Raw genomic sequence first — 18,854 nt, forward strand, 5'->3', positions numbered from 1 at the left:
CTACTGTTGGCACTTTGCGGGTGACAGCCAATAGTGCCACGGTCCCAGCAGTCCGCACAGATCAAAGCGGTGCCGGACCCACTGCATTATTTATGGGCGGCAACGTCGGTATAGGCACGACTGCACCCAACCAAAAGCTGTCCGTCAGCGGAGTAGTAGAGTCCACTTCAGGAGGAATTAAGTTTCCGGATGCAACAACTCAGACTACTTCTGCGTCGAATGGCATCTCATCTTGCCCATCTGGTTATACAATGATCGGTACTACTGGAAAACGTGGAACCTTTTGCATCAGCACAGCTGAGCGCACAGCTGCAACCTGGGCGACCGCGATGCAAACATGCATCAACCTTAACCTCACCGAAGGGTCGGCATTTTTATGCAGTTACAACCAATGGTATAAAGCGTGTTTAGCGGGAACCCCAACAAGCATGACAAATAATTGGGAGTGGACGTCTAATATTACTAATAACACGAATGCTATGCAGGCTGGCAACGGAAGTTGTGGGGCACTCAGTAATGCGAGCGACTTCACAACCACATCCTATACTTATCGCTGCTGCCTTGAGTGATTATAGGCATGAAACTCACTTGATCCTGGAGCTGACGGAGTACCGTCACCACCTCAGGCGGTAGATACTGAGCCGCCTCAATACTAAGGAGCTGTCCCGCCTTCATGGCGGCTCCCTTTAACTCACCTAGAGTTGCGACTAGGTCTTGCGCCTGTTTGAGCCGCGTCGCTACGGAGACCCCTCCGGTTAGCTGGGAGCCGACTTCTCGCGCCGCAACGCGGGCACCAGAGGCGAAAATTTTTGTCGCTCGGAGAAAACTGTTCTGAATAAGCTTTGGTGGTTTCCTTGCCATGCTGCCTCCGAAGCGAGGATAAGGCGCATCCATGCGCCTATAGGCATCCTGGCCTTAAATCTTCATCAATGTGTGGTTTGTCCTCGAACGCCCCACTTTGACTCTAGATTATAGCTATCCTGGCTACAAAGCTCTTATCGGCACATTTGGGGAAAAGCTGAGGGGAAAATGAATCCAGATGTTCCTAATCTTATAACAATGTATTTCCCATTTTGAGGGTCAGACCAAAGCCTAAATTGCCCGAATTGCCCATAAAAAAAGCCTTTGTTCCACCCGCCAAAAGTCAGTATATAACTGTATTTATTGGGTATTATTGAGTCAAAAACTTTGACTCAAAAATTTTGACTCAAAATATTTGACTAGGATACCGACAGGTCCTAGTGTTGGATGTGCGGAAGAACTTCGTTTGCGGGAGACCTAATGGCCGACTTTCCGATCGATGTAACTTTGGACAAAAGCGACATCTGCAATCTAGAGACGGAGCAAGCACAGCTTGTCGCCAGCGCTATCGAGGGACGCAGGCTAGTCATTTACGGCCGGCGGAATACAGGTAAAACTTCCCTACTACTAAATGTCGTAATTCCAGCGCTACAAAAAGCCCGTAAGAAATCCATTTGTATCTTTGTCGACTTCCTTGGTGTGGAGACTGAAGAGGAGGTTACCTCACGCTTAAGACGCGCCATCGAACGAGCATTGACGCGAGCTTTTCCCACGCGGCAATTCATCAAGTCCCTGCTTGAGGTTGCAGGATCACTGCGCCCTTCGATTGAAACAGATGCTCTCACAGGTAATATCTCCGTCTCCATCGCACCACACCTAATTTCAAGTAAGACTGAACTTACCGAGCTTATTGAGAAACTAGGCGCGCTTCACGCCGAGAACAAAGTCTTCATCGCATTTGACGAGTTTCAGGATATCTCTTGCGTCAAAGGACTCGCCGCCGTCATGAGAGGCGCGTTACAAAACCTGCCAAAAGATTTGCCAGTTTTCATCTGCGGTTCGAAGAAACACCGACTGGCCGCAATGTTTGGTCCGCACAGAGCGCCATTTTCAGGATGGGGAAGCGATCTCGAGATCCCCACCATAAATAGCGAGCATTACCGCAACCGCTACTTCGCATACGCAGCGGAGAGGCTAAAGAGCCACGGCATAAGTATCGATCCCGAGGCCTTTGATCTTCTCCTGTCTCAATGTGACGGCGTTCCCGAGTCAGTCAATATTGTTCTAGGGCACATTGCTCGCAAGTCTTCGCCAGTGGTCGTTGACACCGAACTCATGGGTCAAGCCATAGCCTCGGTGATCGATGAGCGCCGGGGGCGATTTGAGGAGCAACTCATTCGATTCCGCGGCTCATCAAGGCAGATTCTCGTCAACATCGCAAAATATGGCCCGATTAAGCAACCAAAGGGTAAAGACTTCCTTGCTCTCACCAGAAAGCTCTCACCATCGTCAGTTTTTAACGTAGTGCGGCAATTAGAGCAGAACGCCGACATTTACATAAAGCCAGAGGGCTACGTAGTGGCTGACCCGTTGTTTGCCACGTACCTAGCCCGCTACCACTAACCGTCAGCAATAAAACTTATGGCGTCTCGCACCCGCGACCGCTTATGGCAAAACCTTCAACCACCACCGACCGGACGCATCAACGGAAACAGCACGGCCTCCTTGATGTTGTCCTGCCCACAGAGGATAGCAACGAGGCGGTCGATACCAACCCCTACGCCAGCCATCGGTGGGAACCCGTGCTCCATAGCTAGGACGAAATCATCATCCATAGGCATAGCCTCGTCATCCCCTGCCTGGCGTGCTGCCGCTTGTTCCTCGAGACGCTCGCGCTGATCCAGAGGGTCAACCAACTCGGAGTAAGCTTTAACGAGCTCAACCCCAGCAACTAGCAATTGGAAGATGTCGACGTAGTTTGGGTCTTCAGCATTCTTGCGCGCCAGCGGTGCCATCTCGGCCGGATACTTAGTCACAAAGCACGGCTGAATCAGCTTAGGCCGCGACACTTTCTTATACAAGGCATCCACCAAGTTAGCCCAACTGAGTGATTCAAGGTCTTCCTCATAGAGGTCACGCTCTTTAGCTGCCACAAGGAGCTGCTCACGCGTCGTCAGTTTCGTGATGTCGATATCAGCATCGCGCAGCAACAAGTCGTGTAAGGTGTAAACCGGCCACTCACCAGAGAAGTCAATCTCATGGCCGCGGACACTCATCTTGGTGACGCCAAAGGCATCCTCGATCACTTTGCGCAGCATTTTCGTGACAAAGCGACGCTGATCGTCCCAGTTCCAATACGCCGCGTAAAACTCCAGCATGGTGAAGTCTTGTAGGTGAGCGTGCGAGATCCCCTCGTTGCGGAAACACCGGGCAAATTCAAAAACGCGGTCCATACCGCCACCCACGAGGCGCTTGAGCCAAGTCTCGGGCGCAATGCGCAGAGTGCACTCAATATCGAGCGCATTATGATGCGTGTAAAAAGGTCGCGCCAAAGCTCCCGACGGCGTTGTCTGCAGTACAGGTGTCTCGACTTCTAAAAAGCCCTCGTCCTCCAGGACGCGCCGCAGCACACGAATGACGGCTATGCGTTTTAGGGCTACTTCCCGCGCCTCAGGGTTCATCACGAGATCGAGATAACGCTGCCGATACCTGGTCTCGACATCTTCGATGCCGTGAAACTTTTCCGGGAGCGTTTGAATAGCCTTATTGAGCAACGCAAACTGCCGTACTTGAATTGTCAGCTCACCCGTACGCGTGATGAAAAGATCGCCTTCGACACCGACAAAGTCACCGATGGCGACGTCGTCCTTAAAGGATTCGAAAATCGCCGCGCTTTCACCGCCCTTGTTCAGATAGACTTGGATCCGACCGGTCACGTCGTGGAGCTGCGCAAAGATGGCCTTGCCCATCTCACGCTTGGCGACCACACGCCCCGCCGTCTTGACGGCGACCTTGGGTCCGTCACCATGACCTGGGGCAACCTGCTCCCGCAGCGCTTGCACGGCTGCCGCCGTATGAGTCTTGTCAAAGCGGTCCTGAAACTTACCAGCGGCAACAGCATCTCGGTATTGTTTAGTCTTAAGTTCAACAATTTCGCTAGCCACTGGCAAACTCCTCCGACACCTCAGCGGTGGGTAATATCTGATACAACGAGCCCCCCATAGTGCGGCAGCCTACGGCCCGCCGCAAGGGAAATCAGGCACGGTCCCAGGGCAAACGAATCGGCTGCGGCGCCCGCGGTTGACCCGCAGCCTTTTGCCTTTTTGCCGCTGCGACAAAGGGGCCGACACCGTCAGTCACGTAGGGCAACTTATCGATGGTTCCGGGCTCAAGCCAGCTGAGAGGAGGCTTAGCCTTGAGACCAGCCACACGGTCTTTGACGTAGTCTTGAGGTCGTCTGAAGCCGGTGGCACTTGCCGCCGTGGCTGGCCCGCCCTTGGCAAGGGCTGCAGCCCTAGGCACTACCTCCAGATATACAGGGATCAAGCTGGCGTAAGCGAAATTAATGAGCGTTTCAAGTTGCTCGGCTATGTGGGGCTCCCACAGGCCATCAACGTTGCCGATGCATATAATTTGAGGTGCTGGAGCCCCTGCAGGCGGCAGGATCTCGCCGGCCTTAGTTTGCTTCAGGATGACCACGTGTGGTTTCAGGGCAAAGCGCCATGCCGCCGTCACAGCTATGGTCCAGGGTGACACGGCTAAACCAGGGCGCGGCCCCGTCCACGCGAGTCCACGAGCCGCGTGCCCGCCCGCCATGGCAGCAAGGCGTCGCCGGCATACCAAAAGCTGCTCTGGCTCGTTTGCTAAGAGTGGCCACTGTGCCTGGAACTGATCGGGTGCCGTGGTCTGCCACTGTGTCGCCGTCTGCCTGAGTAGACGTAGACGCTGCGCCAAGGCACAAGCATAGGTCACGTCTTGACGCTCGTCGAGCCTGAGCCCGGTCCCACTGCAGCAGCTAAAGTAGTTAGGTGCGGCGATCGGCGGCTGCGCCTGTAGGTCGATCCCAGGTAGGACTCCTGGCACCTGCGCATCTTGCAGCAGCGTTAGCCGGCACGATCCACCACCGCTACCGACGGCCATTAGTAGGCGCCTCCGCGTCGCAACTCTTCACGTCTGTAGTCGTCGCCGCGCAGCTCGACAAAGCTACACATCTCGGCCAAGCGCGAAAATATACGCACACCAATCCGCTGCTCTAAGTTGGTAAACCTATCACCAGCAAAGGCCGTAGAGCTGCTGGTCGGTGCATCGTCAAGGTTGCCATGCACTTCAAAATTGCGCCCGCGCAGTTTGTAGTTAGTCGATGCAATGATCGGCTTATTTTGGTTGTAGCGCCCACAGACCAGCTGATCGAGGATGGTGAGCTCGAAGTCGTTATTGCGACCCTTACCCAATTCGTCGATAAACAGCACGTCGACATCGATAAGCGGTGCGAGCTGAGCAGCATCCGCCTTGCCTTGCGAGAATCCTGCCTTTAATTCACCGAGTAGCTGGAAGAAGTCGGTAAATCGAACGCTCCACCCCTTCTCGGCAAAATCCTTGGCCAACGCCGCAAGCAGATAGGTCTTACCCACGCCAACCGGACCCTCGATGATGAAACCCTTACCGGCGCCACCAGACAGCACGTCTCCAGGCGCAAAACGGCTGCGCCACGATCTGAGTTCAGCCACCACTTGCTGACCGTTGCCGCTGAAATTACGGAACTTTTCCACCTCAGCACCGGCGTAGCGGGCGGGAATCATACCGGCATTAATCAGATTGGCCACTACATTAGGCATGGGCGTATGGCACGGCCTTGAATGGTTGCCCTCGACCAAACGGGCCCGACCAAGGCAAGCCGGGCATGCCGCCACACAGCTGCATATGCTGGCATGGGCCAAAGGCCCCTGAGTACCGACCTGGTAGCCTCGACCACCGCAGCAGCTGAGCGATCGCTTCAGATTGCATGACGGCGACGGCGCTGGGCCCGAGCTCGCGGTCGCAAAATCGCGGCTGATCTTAATTTTCTTGTCACGAGCCACTACGTCACTCATCTGTCTACTCCGACCACTAAGACCACAACGACCACTTGGGGCCGGACGCCCATCACTGGTCCTATCGCATTTGACCAAAGTTTAAAAGGAGTCTGACAGACGAGACCGAAAAAGCTTAAACTAATCAGAGTCGTTCCCCCGCCGGGGACGAGCCTAGACAGCTAGGGATGGCCAGGGAGGCAGAGCGCCATGTTGGTGGTTGTTAATATCCGTATCCCCGAGAGTGAATTTGAATTCGGGTACGCGCGTGGCTCGGGACCTGGCGGCCAAAACGTCAACAAGGTCAATAGTAAGGTCGTCTTGACGTGGAACTGCCAGACCTCCCCTTCCCTCACGCCTGCGGTCAAAAAGCGTTTCCTCGAACGCTACGCCAGTCGGCTCCGTAGTGACGGGGCCGTGGTCATTAGTAGTGATCGTTTTCGCGATCAAAAACGTAACGCTGATGATTGCCGGGACAAGTTGGCGGCGATGATCGAAGAGGTCCGCCTTGCTCCCATCGAGCGGCGTCCTACCAAGCCTACGCGTGGTAGTAAGGAGCGCCGGCTCCAGACCAAAAGTCGCGACAAAGCCAAGAAGGAGTCGCGGCGTAAAGTCGACTACTGAGGTATCGTGCGCCGCTCGGGTGCGCTCAAGCCGCGGTCATACCTGCGCTGCGTTGATACTTGGCCTTATGTTGCTTGTATTCCCGCATTAGCGATTCGCTACGTGGATAGCGTGCGTACCAGTAATGTTTGATCTTAAGCCAGTCACGATCAAGGAGGCTAAATTCCTGTTTGAGCGTTTCATCGGTCACTCGATTAACGGCCACCTGTAGTTCTACAAACTCATCAAGACTACACGGCTCAATGGAGCTGGCGCCGTCCTCCAAAGGTAGCGGTGGCATCGAGAATCTTGCTGGAGAGTTCCAGAAGTTACTGATCATCAGCCAATCGGGCAAACGCAGGTGAAACTCACGCTGCAACATCGTCTCAACTGCAGCATTGATCGTGCACTCAATCTGGGTAAACCGCTCCAATGTGCACGGGTCACGACTGACGCGGATTTTTGTCGGACCGCTGCCGCGCGGCACTTCTGGAGTTTTGAATACGGGCAAACTCTGCGGCGATGCCGCGGCCTGATGATCGGGCTCTACCATGGCTTCTTTGAGGATCGCTTCGCTGATTTTAGCCTTCTCTGGCAGACGCCTGACTGCTGAGGAAAACGGAGCTATGGTTCTGATCAAAGACACCGCTGATGGCAGGTTTTCAACTTGTTTCGGTTTTGCTTCGATATCAACGCCAGCTTCTGGCGCACGACGCCGTGCGCGCCAACGCCAGACTGCTGCCACGGTACCAGCGAGGAGTGTCAACAATCCGGTAAGAACATAGTTGCCGGACCCTACGGCTTTCTCGCGTTTAAATTTAGACGATGGAGGAGTCCAAGGACGTGCACTTCCAGCAACGGGACTAACGGTGGGCACAGACCCCACCCCGGGGCGAGCCGGCTGCCAATTTCGTTTCAGTTGACTGGCTGGGAGGGCAGGACGCACCATCCGCTGGACCGGTGCTGTTTGTCTGTACTGTTTAGCTCTGCCTTGAGGAGCCGCTTCGGCATCGAGCCACGTGGCACCCACCGTGGCGGCCACGCTGATCAAAACAGCGCGCGCACGGTGGCCGCTACGTGGCCAAATCGACAGCTTCACTCCACACCCAAACATGCCGGCTCCCCATGTTCCCCTTGCACCCCCTCGCTCTGAATAGGGGGTTCCAAGGATGCTATCGGCAGCAGGATAGGTCGGCTTTAAGTTTCCGTAGCAGGGATGAGCCCCTATGAGAGATTGATGAGCTGAATCGGCATAGTTTTTTTTGCCGCATGTATGCTAACTACATGAAATTATTGATCCCAAATTTGTGGATATCATGACTGGCCAGTCAGCCAGATTGAAGCGATGTCTGTAACAATCTAATATTACGACATAATTCAGGACACCGCCAAGATATTGGCACTGTCCGGTGTGCTCACCTAAAGTCTAAATAACAAGTCTGGAAGGGTAATTTGCAGCGATGTCGGTGGTGGACCTAAGGTTTACCACCAGGTCGGGTGGATTGCCAGTGCTGCCAAGGATGGCGGCAAGCTCCGGGACTCTAACTTGTACATTGGAGGAGGGGACCATGAGTACGCAGGCATCCCGTGCACCGCAAGTTTGGAAACTTTGGACTTTGGGTCTGTGCACCCTTTTGACCGCTGGAAGCGCAAGCGCTATCACCGCCCCCCAAGGTGACAGTGCGATGTTGGGTAAGATTGATGCTGCTAAGGTAGGGATTCGCACCCTCCGTCCCAAAGCCATCACGGCCCTGACGGAGTCACTAAATACATTTGCCGATGGTGGCGAAGCACGTGTACGCGTTGACACTCGTTCGGGAGCGCCCCGCCTTATCAGCGGCGCACCTCTGATGTTCGGTGCGTCGTTTACCGGTATGGCTGAAGCCGATTACATCGCTACAGCGCGTCGTTATGTGGAAGATCATGCGAGCGATCTGGGATTCACTCCCGCAGATATGCGTCTTAACGAGACTGCAACACTGATCGCGAAAGATGTTCAGCTGGTTAGCTTCAAGATCACGCGTGGTGGTCTTGAGATCCAAGATGCCAATGTCGACTTCCGCTTCAAAAACGGTCAGCTCGTCCAGGTTGCCAACAAGTCCTACGGCGAGGCGCAAGTTGAAGATCATGCCACTGAATTTGCGGGTCTCGAAGACGTAGTCGAGAAAAACCTCAAGCCTAAGTCGTTAGCTCGCAACCGTGAACTCTACCGTGTGGTACCCAGTGATCGTGGATACACCCTCAAAAAAGTGGTTGAATTCAACGCCCTCACTGACGAAGGCAAGCTCTACGTGGTCGAGGTTGAGGCCGGAAGCGGCGCACTCTTCGAGGTACGCCCTACAGAGTTTAATTTTGATGGCGTAGCTCGCGGTGAAGTCTATCAGCGCACTTACTACAAAGAGCGTGCGGTAGTGATGCCGTACCGCGATCTTAGCGTCAATTACAGTGGTGGCGGTGTCACCACTGATGAGCAAGGCCACTTCAGCGGGCTACCCAACAAGGCCGAACCTTCGCTGAACGGATTCCGCGGGAAATTCGTGAACGTACGCACTAACTCCGGTGCTACCGTCAAGATTGACGGCGCCAAAGACGGCGACGAGTGGACCCTTCAGTTCAGCCGCTCGTCAAACGAGGACACGTCAGCTGATAAGACCATGGCGCAGTCCATGACCTTCTTCCATCTGAATAAAGAAATCCAACACGCCAAGAAGTGGATCAACCCACGTTGGTTTACGCGCCCACTGACCGCCAATGTAAACTTACGCCAAAGCTGTAACGCTTACTGGGACGGCTCCACGGTGAACCTGTTCTCCGCAGGTAATGGCTGCGCCAACACCGGTCTTATCGCCGATGTCTTCTACCACGAGTGGGGACACGGCCTGCATGCCAACACGAGTGGGATTGACGATCGCGCATACTCTGAGGGGTTCTCCGATGCTTGCGCCTTGCTCCTAACACGCAGTAATCTTGTCGGCCCGGGATTCCGTCTAGCTAACGGCGCTCCCGTCCGTGATCTCACGACTCTCAAGGTTTACCCGAAAGACGCTGACACCGAAGTTCACCAAGAGGGCCTCATCATTGCTGGCGCTTACTGGGACCTCTTCAACGAGCTCAAAGATGAGTTCGGCGAGGCGCAGGCCGTCGACACCCTGTCTAACTTTGTGTTCAAGGCGATCTACACGACGCACGCCTACACCGACGTGTACGATGCACTTCTGACCATCGACAGCGACGGCGGTAATTCACTGGGTAAATCAAAGCACTTCTGTCACATCAACCGGGCTTTCGCACGCCACGGTTTGGCTGACGCTGACGGTAGCTGCGGCTGAACCTAAAGATTAGTCCGATATACGGTAGACATGGACCAGGAACTCCAGGGAGAACGGTGACGTTCTCCCTTTTTCACGCTATCTGCTGCGCGAGCTCGTCCAAACTTGCCACTTCGGTTATGGCAGGCACGTGGGCAGAAATCAGAGCAAATATCTTTGCCGTTCTCAACTTGCTGCCGCCATAGATTTTTAGGCCGTAAACATAGCCGCCATCATGTTCCTGTATCCACCTGACTTCTAAACTGACCGTATGAAGCATCAATCCAATCAGCAAATCCGAGACTTCAGAGTCACCCAAGCTAATCCGCGCTCGCAAAATGCTGCCCCGCCCCATCAGCTTCGTACCCTGGGCCCGAAAGCCAAACTCTGAAAAGTCAATAACCTTGAGTTTCTCCAACGGAGTCTCCAGGCTAAACGGGAAGTTCGCGGCAATCTTTTGCCGACGCTCGCTGCGCCCAGCATCTAATTGACTGAGAAAAACTTTCTCTGCCCGTCGCAAATCCGCACGACGCGCCTTAAACGGATTGTATTCAAAAGCGACAATCTCACCCAAACTGCCTTTGGAAGCGATAGACAGCTCATTGAAGCTGGCAATACCTGACCCAGCACTCACGAGTTGCACCAGAGTCTCGCGGCTGACTACTATCTTGAACGGACTACAACCGCTGCACAAAATCCTCGCTAGCTTCACGTCAACACCAATTTTTGCGAAGTCCATGAATGGATCAGCATCGCGGTGTGTGCTATGCAGATGTCCGGACTGGAGCAAACTAGTTGCATGAATGCCGATGCGCAGCGGCAATAATAGCTGATGAGGCAAATCTGAGGGATTTGCAACGACACTTTCCTGAATCGCCACCGCGGCCTGAAAGGCTCGTTGCACATGAATGTGCACAGCTTCATCATGGCGCCTTCTAAACGTACACACTATGACGTTTCCATAGGAATTATCGACTGCGCCATGGTGCGTATCAATAACCTTTGCTACTTCACGCAAATGACGTGCGTAATTTTCATAGACCAGCTTACTATCAGTCACAGCCGAGATTTGACTGAAAGCAGCAACATCCGCAAAAAGTGTGGCCACCTCTTTAGTCATCTCTCTATTAGGTGCAAAATCCCCCCCCACAAGCAAACTACGCAGTTCGGTACGGGCGTGATCTGTTTCGAGCGCTTTTTTCAACTCGAACTTTCGTGTTTCCAAAATTCGCAGACGACCTAACTCCAACCTATGGAGGGAAAGACCTAGGTAAATAAGCGCTAGGTGCGATGCGTACCGTGCAAAAATACTAACGAAGGGCGTTCTCAACAGGTGCAAAGCAGAAAAACAGACGCCCGCCAAAAGGCAAAAAATCGCCACGAACATGAACAAATACTCATGCTTGCCTATTGCCATATATTGGGACTTCACGATTAATACTATCATTAGCAACGAAGCTATCAAACACACGACGATCGCAACTGTCGGCTGTATAAATACCAACAACACAAGCGCTACTGACGCTACGTAGATAATTTGTTTTTGTTCTTTTAAAACGCCTGTAAACTGCATCCACGATAAAGTAAAAAATATGATAAAGACGCAAAACCCTACGACTGAAAGCTTACCCCAAAGATCAAAATCGCCACCAAGACGAGGCGCCAGCTGGTTAAATAGTCCATCAAAATAGAGCACCACATAGAGTCCACTCATCTGGACAATCAACTGCATTAAAGCACCTAAACGCTGAGATCGTATGTAGGCGCCCAAAAGCCCAAAGACAAAACACAAGGAGCACCCTGTAAGAAAAAACGAAGCCGCCGAAAAATACGTCGAAGCCTTGATAAAATCGGCTTCAGTCAAAAAGGTCACAATCGGCAGAACATTAAAAACCGACTGCGTCTCAATGTACAGAAAGCGACTCGCACCACCGCGCTTGAATTTCAAGTAAAAGTCGCGGCCACTAATCCTAGATAAACTCTCGACGTTCGATGTGCCCGTGGCAAATTTGTCAATCACTTTTCCGTCTTCTACCAGGTAAAAGCTGAGATGGCGTAGCAAATTAAAATACACTACCGCATAGAGCCACTCGCCTTCGCCCGCGTCGGCGCTAGCTGGGATTTCAAAACGCTGCCAGTTTGCTGTTTCTGGTCTAAGTCCATTTACACGCACCAACGGCTGCTGCCGCCAAGAATCTAACGGGGCATGAATCAATGCATCGATATCTCCGACAAGATCATAGGAGTTCACCACAGATTTGAATTCCAAGGGAGATACGAGTGGCTTCAAACACTCGACCCCAAAGACCCCCCCCATGACGGCGAAAGGGAGAACCACCACGGCCAAGAACTTCATGTATAACGATTGATTCTTCATATCTTACGCTACCTGCACCGCGGTATTATGGATGGAAAGAACGGCGAGGCGGTGCTGCCTCTGAGCATAACTATCACCAATGATCTTGAATCCATGTTGGAAACCATTTCCGATACTATGACTCCAACGTACTTCTACCGTCATCGAATCAATGTACTTATCCGCAAGCATGGTATTTACATCATTATTATTTGTGATAAGACGCATCTCGATCAGCACACCTGGGGCAAGAAAAATATCCGAAGATGCCCGAAATCCGGAAGATGCAAAATCCTCCACCTGAAACATACCGTGTTCGCTTTGGAGCGTATAATTACTATGTTTAGACGGCTGAAAACGATCTTCTCGAACGTCACTTTCCTTTCTGCTTTCTCTACTCAATAAGTTTTTTGTGCTTTTAATAATGTCCTGATTTAGTTCATTACGCTCAAGATACTCAAATGATGAAAACAGATCATTTTCGTCCACTAAACGTATTTTAAACTCCTCAAAACGGGTCGTCCGCTCCCCCCTAGCGACCAGCAGATCCCTAGACTGCGTCGAGACCAAAATACGAAATGGCTGGCACGCGTTGGCGATTTGGGAAGCTCTTACCACATCATGCCCAACTAATGTGTAGTCTATCTTACCCCTGACGGCGATGTTACCCATCAGCACCGACCCGGTATGGATCCCAATTTTCAAAGCCATAAGATCAGAATCGTGACCATTTTGTTCTGCGCTAACACGCTCGTTTACGACTTCCTCTCTGATGGCGCACATAGCATTAAGCGCCATAATCGAGTGATGCGGATCATCATTGGTAAAGAAACAAATCAAGCCATTCCCAAAGCAGCGGTCTATGTTACCGCCACGGGCTTTAATAAGGCGCACCAGTGATGACATCCTAGTCGCCACTTTGACAAGGTGCACATCCTCCGAACGAGACGTCTCTTGCTCTTCCGCAGCATCATACATTTCGATACAAACTATCGTCACATCGACCTTGGCACCCCCCTGATTTACCGAGTCACTTTCGCTATCTCGGCCCACTATAGAATCCTGAAAAGACTGCGACATTTTCTTGACAGTAAGCAGGTTGCTACTTATCGATGAAAAAATATTTGCCCCAATCATAAATACGCCTAATTCATGATACATGGCAGTGGTTCGGCCGATTTCAAAAGCCCCTAAATTATCCCCGACGACAATCAGATCTGCAAACATCAAACCGAAAACGCCAGATATACGGTCCTCATCTGCGTTGCTGAATTGGTGTCTTAGTAAGATGAAAAAAAGAATCGCCCAAAAGAAGCCCAGCCCCAAAGAATGAGCAAATTCGCGATACCCTGGCGCAAGTGTCATAATCAACAATGTATTGCTGGCGAGAATGACAAAAGTCGTGTTCATACACACGTTTTTTAATTTATCTCTCGAATCAATTGATCCCGCGATATAAATGGCAGGCAACACATAAGACACCCATCCAAGGAGCATATTTAGACGGTGCATACTATCTCGCGGCAGGTTCAACACCAGACCCAAAGAATCGATAAATTTTATGCGAGCTAATAACAAGCATATCGAAACAAAGCCGTAGACTGCCACGACAAGAAAAGGCGTTTTCTTAGTAACAAACGCGCTGAGAGCGCTAATTAGACTCACCATAAAAATGCCACCAGAAAGAAGGATCATCCAATTGTCTCTGTGTTTATCGGTAATCTTCGCTTGTGTGGCGGTTAGGATTGTAAAAATTGGTCTCGTTACCGGAGGTATCGAGACTCTAAAGTAAACCATCATTTTCTTGGCGACGATTTCGCGCGGGTCCATCGCCCATTGTATTTCACCAGCCACGTGTTTATACCCAGACCCCTCGGCAGTGAAGATATCCATCGTCACACCGTCGTCGCTGTTGACTGATGCTACTAATGTTTCCTGAGCATTGGCTACATTTTGGCTCGATGTCCTTACCCACATGGTGGTTGCACGCATTGAAGGCCGGATACTTGCCAATGAATTCGATTTAACCCAAGCCTTGTTACTTAATTTTCCAATATCGTCGATATTGAGCTGGACATTTTGATCCTCGATGACAGCAACTTCAAAATCCTGCGATTCGTCTATAATGTACCCTGCTCTGCTGAGGCCGACCGCACACAACACCACGGCTAATCCAGGTACAAACTGCAGCAAAAATCGCCAATTGTACGTTACGATTCCATCCCAAATTGGATTAAACTTATTCATGATGCGTGATCAACCTCGATCTCGTAAGAGGTCGTCATCGATCCGACGTCGATATGATTCGTCAGCAAATCCAGAAGATAGACTTTCCTGCGCATACTCGCACCGATGATCTTCAAACCATGGACATAGGTACTCCCCTCAGCTTGACTCCATCGCACCTCAACAGTTATCGACCCGATCAAATTCGCACTCAATTTTTGAGATAGCTCCCTATTTGATGTAATCAGACTAAGTTGTAGTTGCGTCTTACGCCCGTACAACTTTTTTGACCTCGCTTTGAAGCCATGCAGCGAAAAGTTAATAACGTCGAATTCATCTGTATCGTTGACGATTTTTATCCATGTATCATCTTTGATCGCATAGACTGAATCACTCTTTTCTGCGCCAATCTGCGTGAAGAACAGCTTGATCGCCGCCTGTAATGCATCACTCATGTCTAAGCAAGGGTTGAACTCAAAGGCCCGCGTTAGTTTGTTCTGATGCTTAATAGCGATATTAATCTCATGAAATCGCGAAACATCAATACCGCGCATGCATAGAGCTTGGTAAAACTCATCACTTACAGTGATCTTGAACGGACTGCACGCTGCCTCGAGTCTACTTGCAAAATTTACGCCCGCCCCAATCATCGTCAGGTCAAGGTGGCCTGACTCACCAAGGTTTCCTATTAGGACATTCGTATTATGAATCCCAATACGAACCGGCATGATAACCGCTGTTGGATCACCTATTGTTTTCTTCACTATATGCACCTGAATTGCTGATGCTGCTTCAAAAGCTTTCTCAATATGCTTCATTTCTGTAGTTTCAGAGTTAGCCGAGAAGAAACACAACACCCCATCACCAAGCGAACGATCAACCGCCCCTCCCCTCGATTCTATAATGGCGACTATTTCATTCAAATTGCGAGAAAGAGCATCGAATACAACCTGAGGCTGGCGTTGCTCTGAAATTCTCGTAAATGAAACCACATCAATAAACATGACAGCAACCTCTGCTGTCGTTGTATTTACACTTTCAAAATAGGTCTGGGACAGTAGACCATTTAACATGGTTACCGAGTGATCGGCAGACAGAGCACGCCGCATGCGTGCATAGCGACTCTCCAGTAGCTGCAACCGCTTACCCGTGTTGATATTTACACCGATGTGCAAAAACACTAAACCAATCGTTGCACAGTTCTGCGTAAAAGCACTTGGGGTGATGATTTCCAACACAGTAAATACGTAGATATTCACGCAGACGAGAGTTGTCAGATAAGTGACGTAAATTAGGGATGACGACGCAACATTGACTTGCTTACCGTGTGTTTGTTTTAACCACATCCACGTGATTGATCCAACCGCATACATCACGAAGAATGATGCGAAATAGTTTAAAATCAAGCTTAGAAGTGCAACGGCTATGTGAGCTGCACTAATATACAAATAATAACGCTCATATTTGTTCCGGACGTCCTGATAAACGTGAAATTTCAAAACCGCGAGCATCGCGGTGAATGATAAAGCGTAAAGAAATAGAGATAACTTGGCCGCATAAGGAAGAGATAAATGGATGTGAAAGGGCACAATATCATTGATACCACAGATGAAGTATGTGATACCTAAATTACAAATCTGTGTAATGAATTGGTAAACATATTCGACCGACTTAGTAGTAAAAATCATTCCAAAGCAATACGTTAGCAGTAGAATATTGAATCCACTCACGCAAAACATAATGAGATTATGCTCTTTCTCTTCCTGTGCGAATCGTGAGGCCGAAACAATGTTAAGCTCAGAGGTAATTCTACCGTCGCCTGTTAGGCGGACATAAAGATCTCTTGGCTTGATAGAAAGAGCAAATTTAAAGTGATAAAGGGGACTCTGCCAGTCAGTTGATCCCGAATTGGCATCAAAGCCAGTGACTCTGCTATCAACTATCTTGCCGCCCTCAATCAGATAGAAAGCTACCGTTCGATAGTAGGGAAAATAGGTAAACGCCGCAAAATCAGTGTCAAACGTTACCGCAGGCAGCTTCACATGAACCCAATGGTTAATCAGCTTGGAATCTACCCTTGGAATCTGCCATGGATTACTAGTACCCCACTCTGAGGCGGGAACTGCCAAAATGTCATCAACGTTTTCGATATTAGAATCGTAGATATAACTTTTTTCAATCCCCTTAGGTACAGTGTCTTGATGAGTTCGTGGCCAAAGAGCAAATAGTAGTAAGACCGCAGCAGGTAAGGCCGCAGTAAGTAATCCTAAATGATGTGTATATTTTGTGCTCACAGACGCACATATCGGATAAATCAGGGACTTTTATTAGGTCCGATTATTGGTAATCCGCGAAATGACGCCGACTTCAATCGTCATGCTGCGATGATCGCCGTTGCTGGGTGGGCAAGTAATAAGCTTAGTCGATAACGTTTCTGAGCATCGGATTCACCAATTATTTTGAATCCATGTTCAAACATGCCGCCCGTAGAGCGTCCCCATTTCACTTCTACGACAAGATCATCCAGAAACGTCCGCCGCAGCTCATCGTCTAGTCCTTTTTGGCCGGTGAAAAGATGCAACTCAACGAGAGCATTCTGGCCGATAAATACCTGAGATCTAGTACGAAAACCTGCCATCGATAAGTCTATGATATTGAATTGACCCAAGGATGACCTTAGCACCATCGCAGATTCACTTTTGACATCAACGCGCAAATCTCGCTCGCTCGAGCCAAAAAAGCTCAGATAGGCTTTTTTGGCAAGGTTCAGATCTCCCAAACGCTCACTGAAAGGATCCACTTCGAACGCCGGTCGTAAATCCGAGTGGTGTTTTACAGCAATTTGAATCGCACTTACATGTACTGACTCGATCCCGTTACTTAGCAAATGATTATGAGTGGTGTTGCTTAGCATTATGCGAAACGGGGTGCACGCCTGCTCAAGTTGGTTAGCAAAATTAACTCCATGCCCAACCATCGTGTAATCAATTCTCGAACCCCTACCAATATTCGCAATGACAACCTTGTCACTATGAATACCGATCCTTATGGGTAAAATTGGCTGTTCAGAGGCTTGATTACCGATCGCTCTCGCCTCATGGATAATCATATCCTGCATAGCTACAGCAGCATTAAAAGCATTGACCGCGTGGTGGTGTTGCGTACTTGTAAAAAAAGCTAAGAGCCCGTCGCCCAGCGAGCGATCGATAGTTCCACCATAATTCTCAACAATGCGCGTCAATCCTTGAAGGCGCCGGGCCAGAAGATCAAAGACCGCTGCTGGGTCCACACTCTCTGATACCTTTGAAAAAGAGACTATATCTACAAACATAATGGAAACTTCGACGTCAAACATTTGCGTTTCTTTTTTTCTAGCATCAGGTCGGTCAGCACTGAGTCTCTGCATCAACTCTTTGCGACTGCGTTCAATATACCGCAACCGAAAACCCATGGTGATCAATGCTGCCGCACCGACGTATGACCCTGCGATGGAGGGAACTGAATCAGCATAAGCCATAGCCGCAGATTCAATCACAACTAGGGAGTTAAAGAAGGCACAAGTGACAAAAAAAGGCAGCCCAACAAAAGCTGCATGGTCGAATTCAAAAGAACGGAGAGAATGATGATGATGAGCAATAAGCACTATCGCAAAAAAAACTGCCAGGATCGAAATCAACGGTGTTACGAGATATCCAGGCATCAGAAAAGGCAAGAGCAAAAGCGCTCCAAAACTAACGTATAAAAAACTGTTATTGGCTAGGCTGTAAACGGCCGATTGCATTTCCGTCGGACGTAGCGTTTTTGTGATCTGGTAAGTGTAGATCATCGCCAGGATCATGATGGTTTTATCAATCTCTTCGAGAAGTCCAGGGTGATCTTGAATCCAACCGATCATTGCCCAATTTGATTGGATTTTAATCACGGTAAAAAATTCAAGTACGAGAGTGAATATTGTGACATCGAAATACACGCGATTGCGCAAAAACAAGAAAAAGAATGCACTCATCATCCCAACTGCCGCAAGAGTTCCAAGAATCAGCGAAGCATTTCCAAACCTCGCCCCAAGCGAGTCGGTGACTGGATAGACACGAACATCGAGCGATTGAAAGCCATCACCCCTAAGCGACAAGTAGATCGACTGTAGCGAAGCGGTATCGCGCCGTTTCAGCGAAAACCGGTATCCCTCGTCGCGCGTGAATGCTGAGGGGATATGCTCGGGTATGATGCGAAAACTTTTATTTTTCTTTCCGCCAAGCGCATACATTTCGACATGTTCGCTGAAACTCCGGCTAAAAAACACCTCAATGATTTGGGCAGAATCATGGGATTCTTGCGGCATGTCGGCTACATCGACGCGGATCCAGTAACGCGCAGGACTCGCATTATAAGGTAAATCTGTATTTTTCTCGCTGACATTCCAAAGTTTGGAATCGAAGACGGGCAATTCTTCCGGTGCCAAATTTACGTCCGCGAGTTGCTGTTTCAAGTAGT

At 50.2% G+C, this 18,854-nt stretch carries 13 protein-coding genes; 4 read left to right on the forward strand and 9 right to left on the reverse strand.

Annotated features, from left to right (window positions below; genetic code table 11):
* On the forward strand, positions 1 to 569 hold a 569-nt coding region (locus FJ146_16380), incomplete at its 5' end, for a hypothetical protein (GenBank protein MBM4253546.1).
* Here the strand turns inward: FJ146_16380 and FJ146_16385 are convergent.
* Positions 529 to 861 (reverse strand): hypothetical protein, encoded by a 333-nt coding sequence (locus FJ146_16385; protein MBM4253547.1) that lies wholly within the window; start codon positions 859 to 861, stop codon positions 529 to 531. The genes FJ146_16380 and FJ146_16385 overlap by 41 nt on opposite strands.
* A 420-nt stretch (positions 862 to 1,281) precedes the next feature.
* Between FJ146_16385 and FJ146_16390 the strand changes: the two genes are divergently transcribed.
* Positions 1,282 to 2,424 (forward strand): hypothetical protein, encoded by a 1,143-nt coding sequence (locus FJ146_16390; protein MBM4253548.1) that lies wholly within the window; start codon positions 1,282 to 1,284, stop codon positions 2,422 to 2,424.
* A 56-nt stretch (positions 2,425 to 2,480) separates the two neighbouring features.
* Here FJ146_16390 and lysS read toward each other — a convergent pair whose 3' ends face one another.
* From lysS to FJ146_16405, 3 genes are read right to left on the reverse strand one after another with little or no spacing between them, the layout of a single operon-like run.
* The gene (gene lysS, locus FJ146_16395; GenBank protein ID MBM4253549.1) at positions 2,481 to 4,007 is read right to left on the reverse strand and encodes a lysine--tRNA ligase; all 1,527 of its coding nucleotides are present in this window, start codon (positions 4,005 to 4,007) and stop codon (positions 2,481 to 2,483) included.
* A 49-nt stretch (positions 4,008 to 4,056) separates the two neighbouring features.
* Positions 4,057 to 4,941, reverse strand: coding sequence for a hypothetical protein (locus tag FJ146_16400; protein ID MBM4253550.1), 885 nt, complete (start codon positions 4,939 to 4,941; stop codon positions 4,057 to 4,059).
* Complete coding sequence (locus FJ146_16405) at positions 4,941 to 5,891, reverse strand: AAA family ATPase (GenBank protein MBM4253551.1); 951 nt, start codon at positions 5,889 to 5,891, stop codon at positions 4,941 to 4,943. The genes FJ146_16400 and FJ146_16405 overlap by 1 nt, the downstream gene beginning before the upstream one ends.
* 189 nt (positions 5,892 to 6,080) lie before the next feature.
* Here FJ146_16405 and FJ146_16410 point away from each other — a divergent pair, with 189 nt between their 5' ends.
* On the forward strand, positions 6,081 to 6,494 hold the full coding sequence (locus tag FJ146_16410; GenBank protein ID MBM4253552.1) for an aminoacyl-tRNA hydrolase: 414 nt from the start codon (positions 6,081 to 6,083) through the stop codon (positions 6,492 to 6,494).
* A 25-nt stretch (positions 6,495 to 6,519) separates the two neighbouring features.
* Here the strand turns inward: FJ146_16410 and FJ146_16415 are convergent, their stop codons facing one another.
* Positions 6,520 to 7,587 (reverse strand): hypothetical protein, encoded by a 1,068-nt coding sequence (locus FJ146_16415; protein MBM4253553.1) that lies wholly within the window; start codon positions 7,585 to 7,587, stop codon positions 6,520 to 6,522.
* A gap of 454 nt (positions 7,588 to 8,041) precedes the next feature.
* On the opposite strand from FJ146_16415, the gene FJ146_16420 reads away from it, so the two are divergent.
* Complete coding sequence (locus tag FJ146_16420; GenBank protein ID MBM4253554.1) at positions 8,042 to 9,802, forward strand: hypothetical protein; 1,761 nt, start codon at positions 8,042 to 8,044, stop codon at positions 9,800 to 9,802.
* 73 nt (positions 9,803 to 9,875) lie between these two features.
* On the opposite strand, the gene FJ146_16425 is transcribed toward FJ146_16420, so the two are convergent.
* The 4 genes from FJ146_16425 to FJ146_16440 all read right to left on the reverse strand — a co-directional run bounded on the left by FJ146_16425 (position 9,876) and on the right by FJ146_16440 (position 18,822).
* Positions 9,876 to 12,158, reverse strand: a complete 2,283-nt coding sequence (locus FJ146_16425) for a hypothetical protein (protein MBM4253555.1) — start codon at positions 12,156 to 12,158, stop codon at positions 9,876 to 9,878.
* A 3-nt stretch (positions 12,159 to 12,161) separates the two neighbouring features.
* Positions 12,162 to 14,384, reverse strand: a complete 2,223-nt coding sequence (locus FJ146_16430; protein ID MBM4253556.1) for an adenylate/guanylate cyclase domain-containing protein — start codon at positions 14,382 to 14,384, stop codon at positions 12,162 to 12,164.
* A complete protein-coding gene (locus FJ146_16435; protein MBM4253557.1) occupies positions 14,381 to 16,657 on the reverse strand; it encodes a hypothetical protein in 2,277 nt (758 codons plus the stop codon). The genes FJ146_16430 and FJ146_16435 overlap by 4 nt, the downstream gene beginning before the upstream one ends.
* Positions 16,658 to 16,737: 80 nt before the next feature.
* Positions 16,738 to 18,822 (reverse strand): hypothetical protein, encoded by a 2,085-nt coding sequence (locus FJ146_16440; GenBank protein ID MBM4253558.1) that lies wholly within the window; start codon positions 18,820 to 18,822, stop codon positions 16,738 to 16,740.
* Positions 18,823 to 18,854: the final 32 nt, after the last annotated feature.

It is taken from the genome of Deltaproteobacteria bacterium, from assembly GCA_016874735.1.
GTDB lineage: Bacteria > Bdellovibrionota_B > Oligoflexia > Oligoflexales > CAIYRB01 > CAIYRB01.

Excerpts from the sequence above, each read along its gene's own strand:
- FJ146_16385 (MBM4253547.1), bottom strand. The coding sequence starts at position 861 with ATGGCAAGGAAACCACCAAAGCTTATTCAGAACAGTTTTCTCCGAGCG.
- FJ146_16390 (MBM4253548.1), top strand. The coding sequence starts at position 1,282 with ATGGCCGACTTTCCGATCGATGTAACTTTGGACAAAAGCGACATCTGC.
- FJ146_16400 (MBM4253550.1), bottom strand. The coding sequence starts at position 4,941 with ATGGCCGTCGGTAGCGGTGGTGGATCGTGCCGGCTAACGCTGCTGCAA.
- FJ146_16405 (MBM4253551.1), bottom strand. The coding sequence starts at position 5,891 with ATGAGTGACGTAGTGGCTCGTGACAAGAAAATTAAGATCAGCCGCGAT.
- FJ146_16410 (MBM4253552.1), top strand. The coding sequence starts at position 6,081 with ATGTTGGTGGTTGTTAATATCCGTATCCCCGAGAGTGAATTTGAATTC.
- FJ146_16415 (MBM4253553.1), bottom strand. The coding sequence starts at position 7,587 with ATGTTTGGGTGTGGAGTGAAGCTGTCGATTTGGCCACGTAGCGGCCAC.
- FJ146_16420 (MBM4253554.1), top strand. The coding sequence starts at position 8,042 with ATGAGTACGCAGGCATCCCGTGCACCGCAAGTTTGGAAACTTTGGACT.
- FJ146_16425 (MBM4253555.1), bottom strand. The coding sequence starts at position 12,158 with ATGAAGAATCAATCGTTATACATGAAGTTCTTGGCCGTGGTGGTTCTC.
- FJ146_16430 (MBM4253556.1), bottom strand. The coding sequence starts at position 14,384 with ATGAATAAGTTTAATCCAATTTGGGATGGAATCGTAACGTACAATTGG.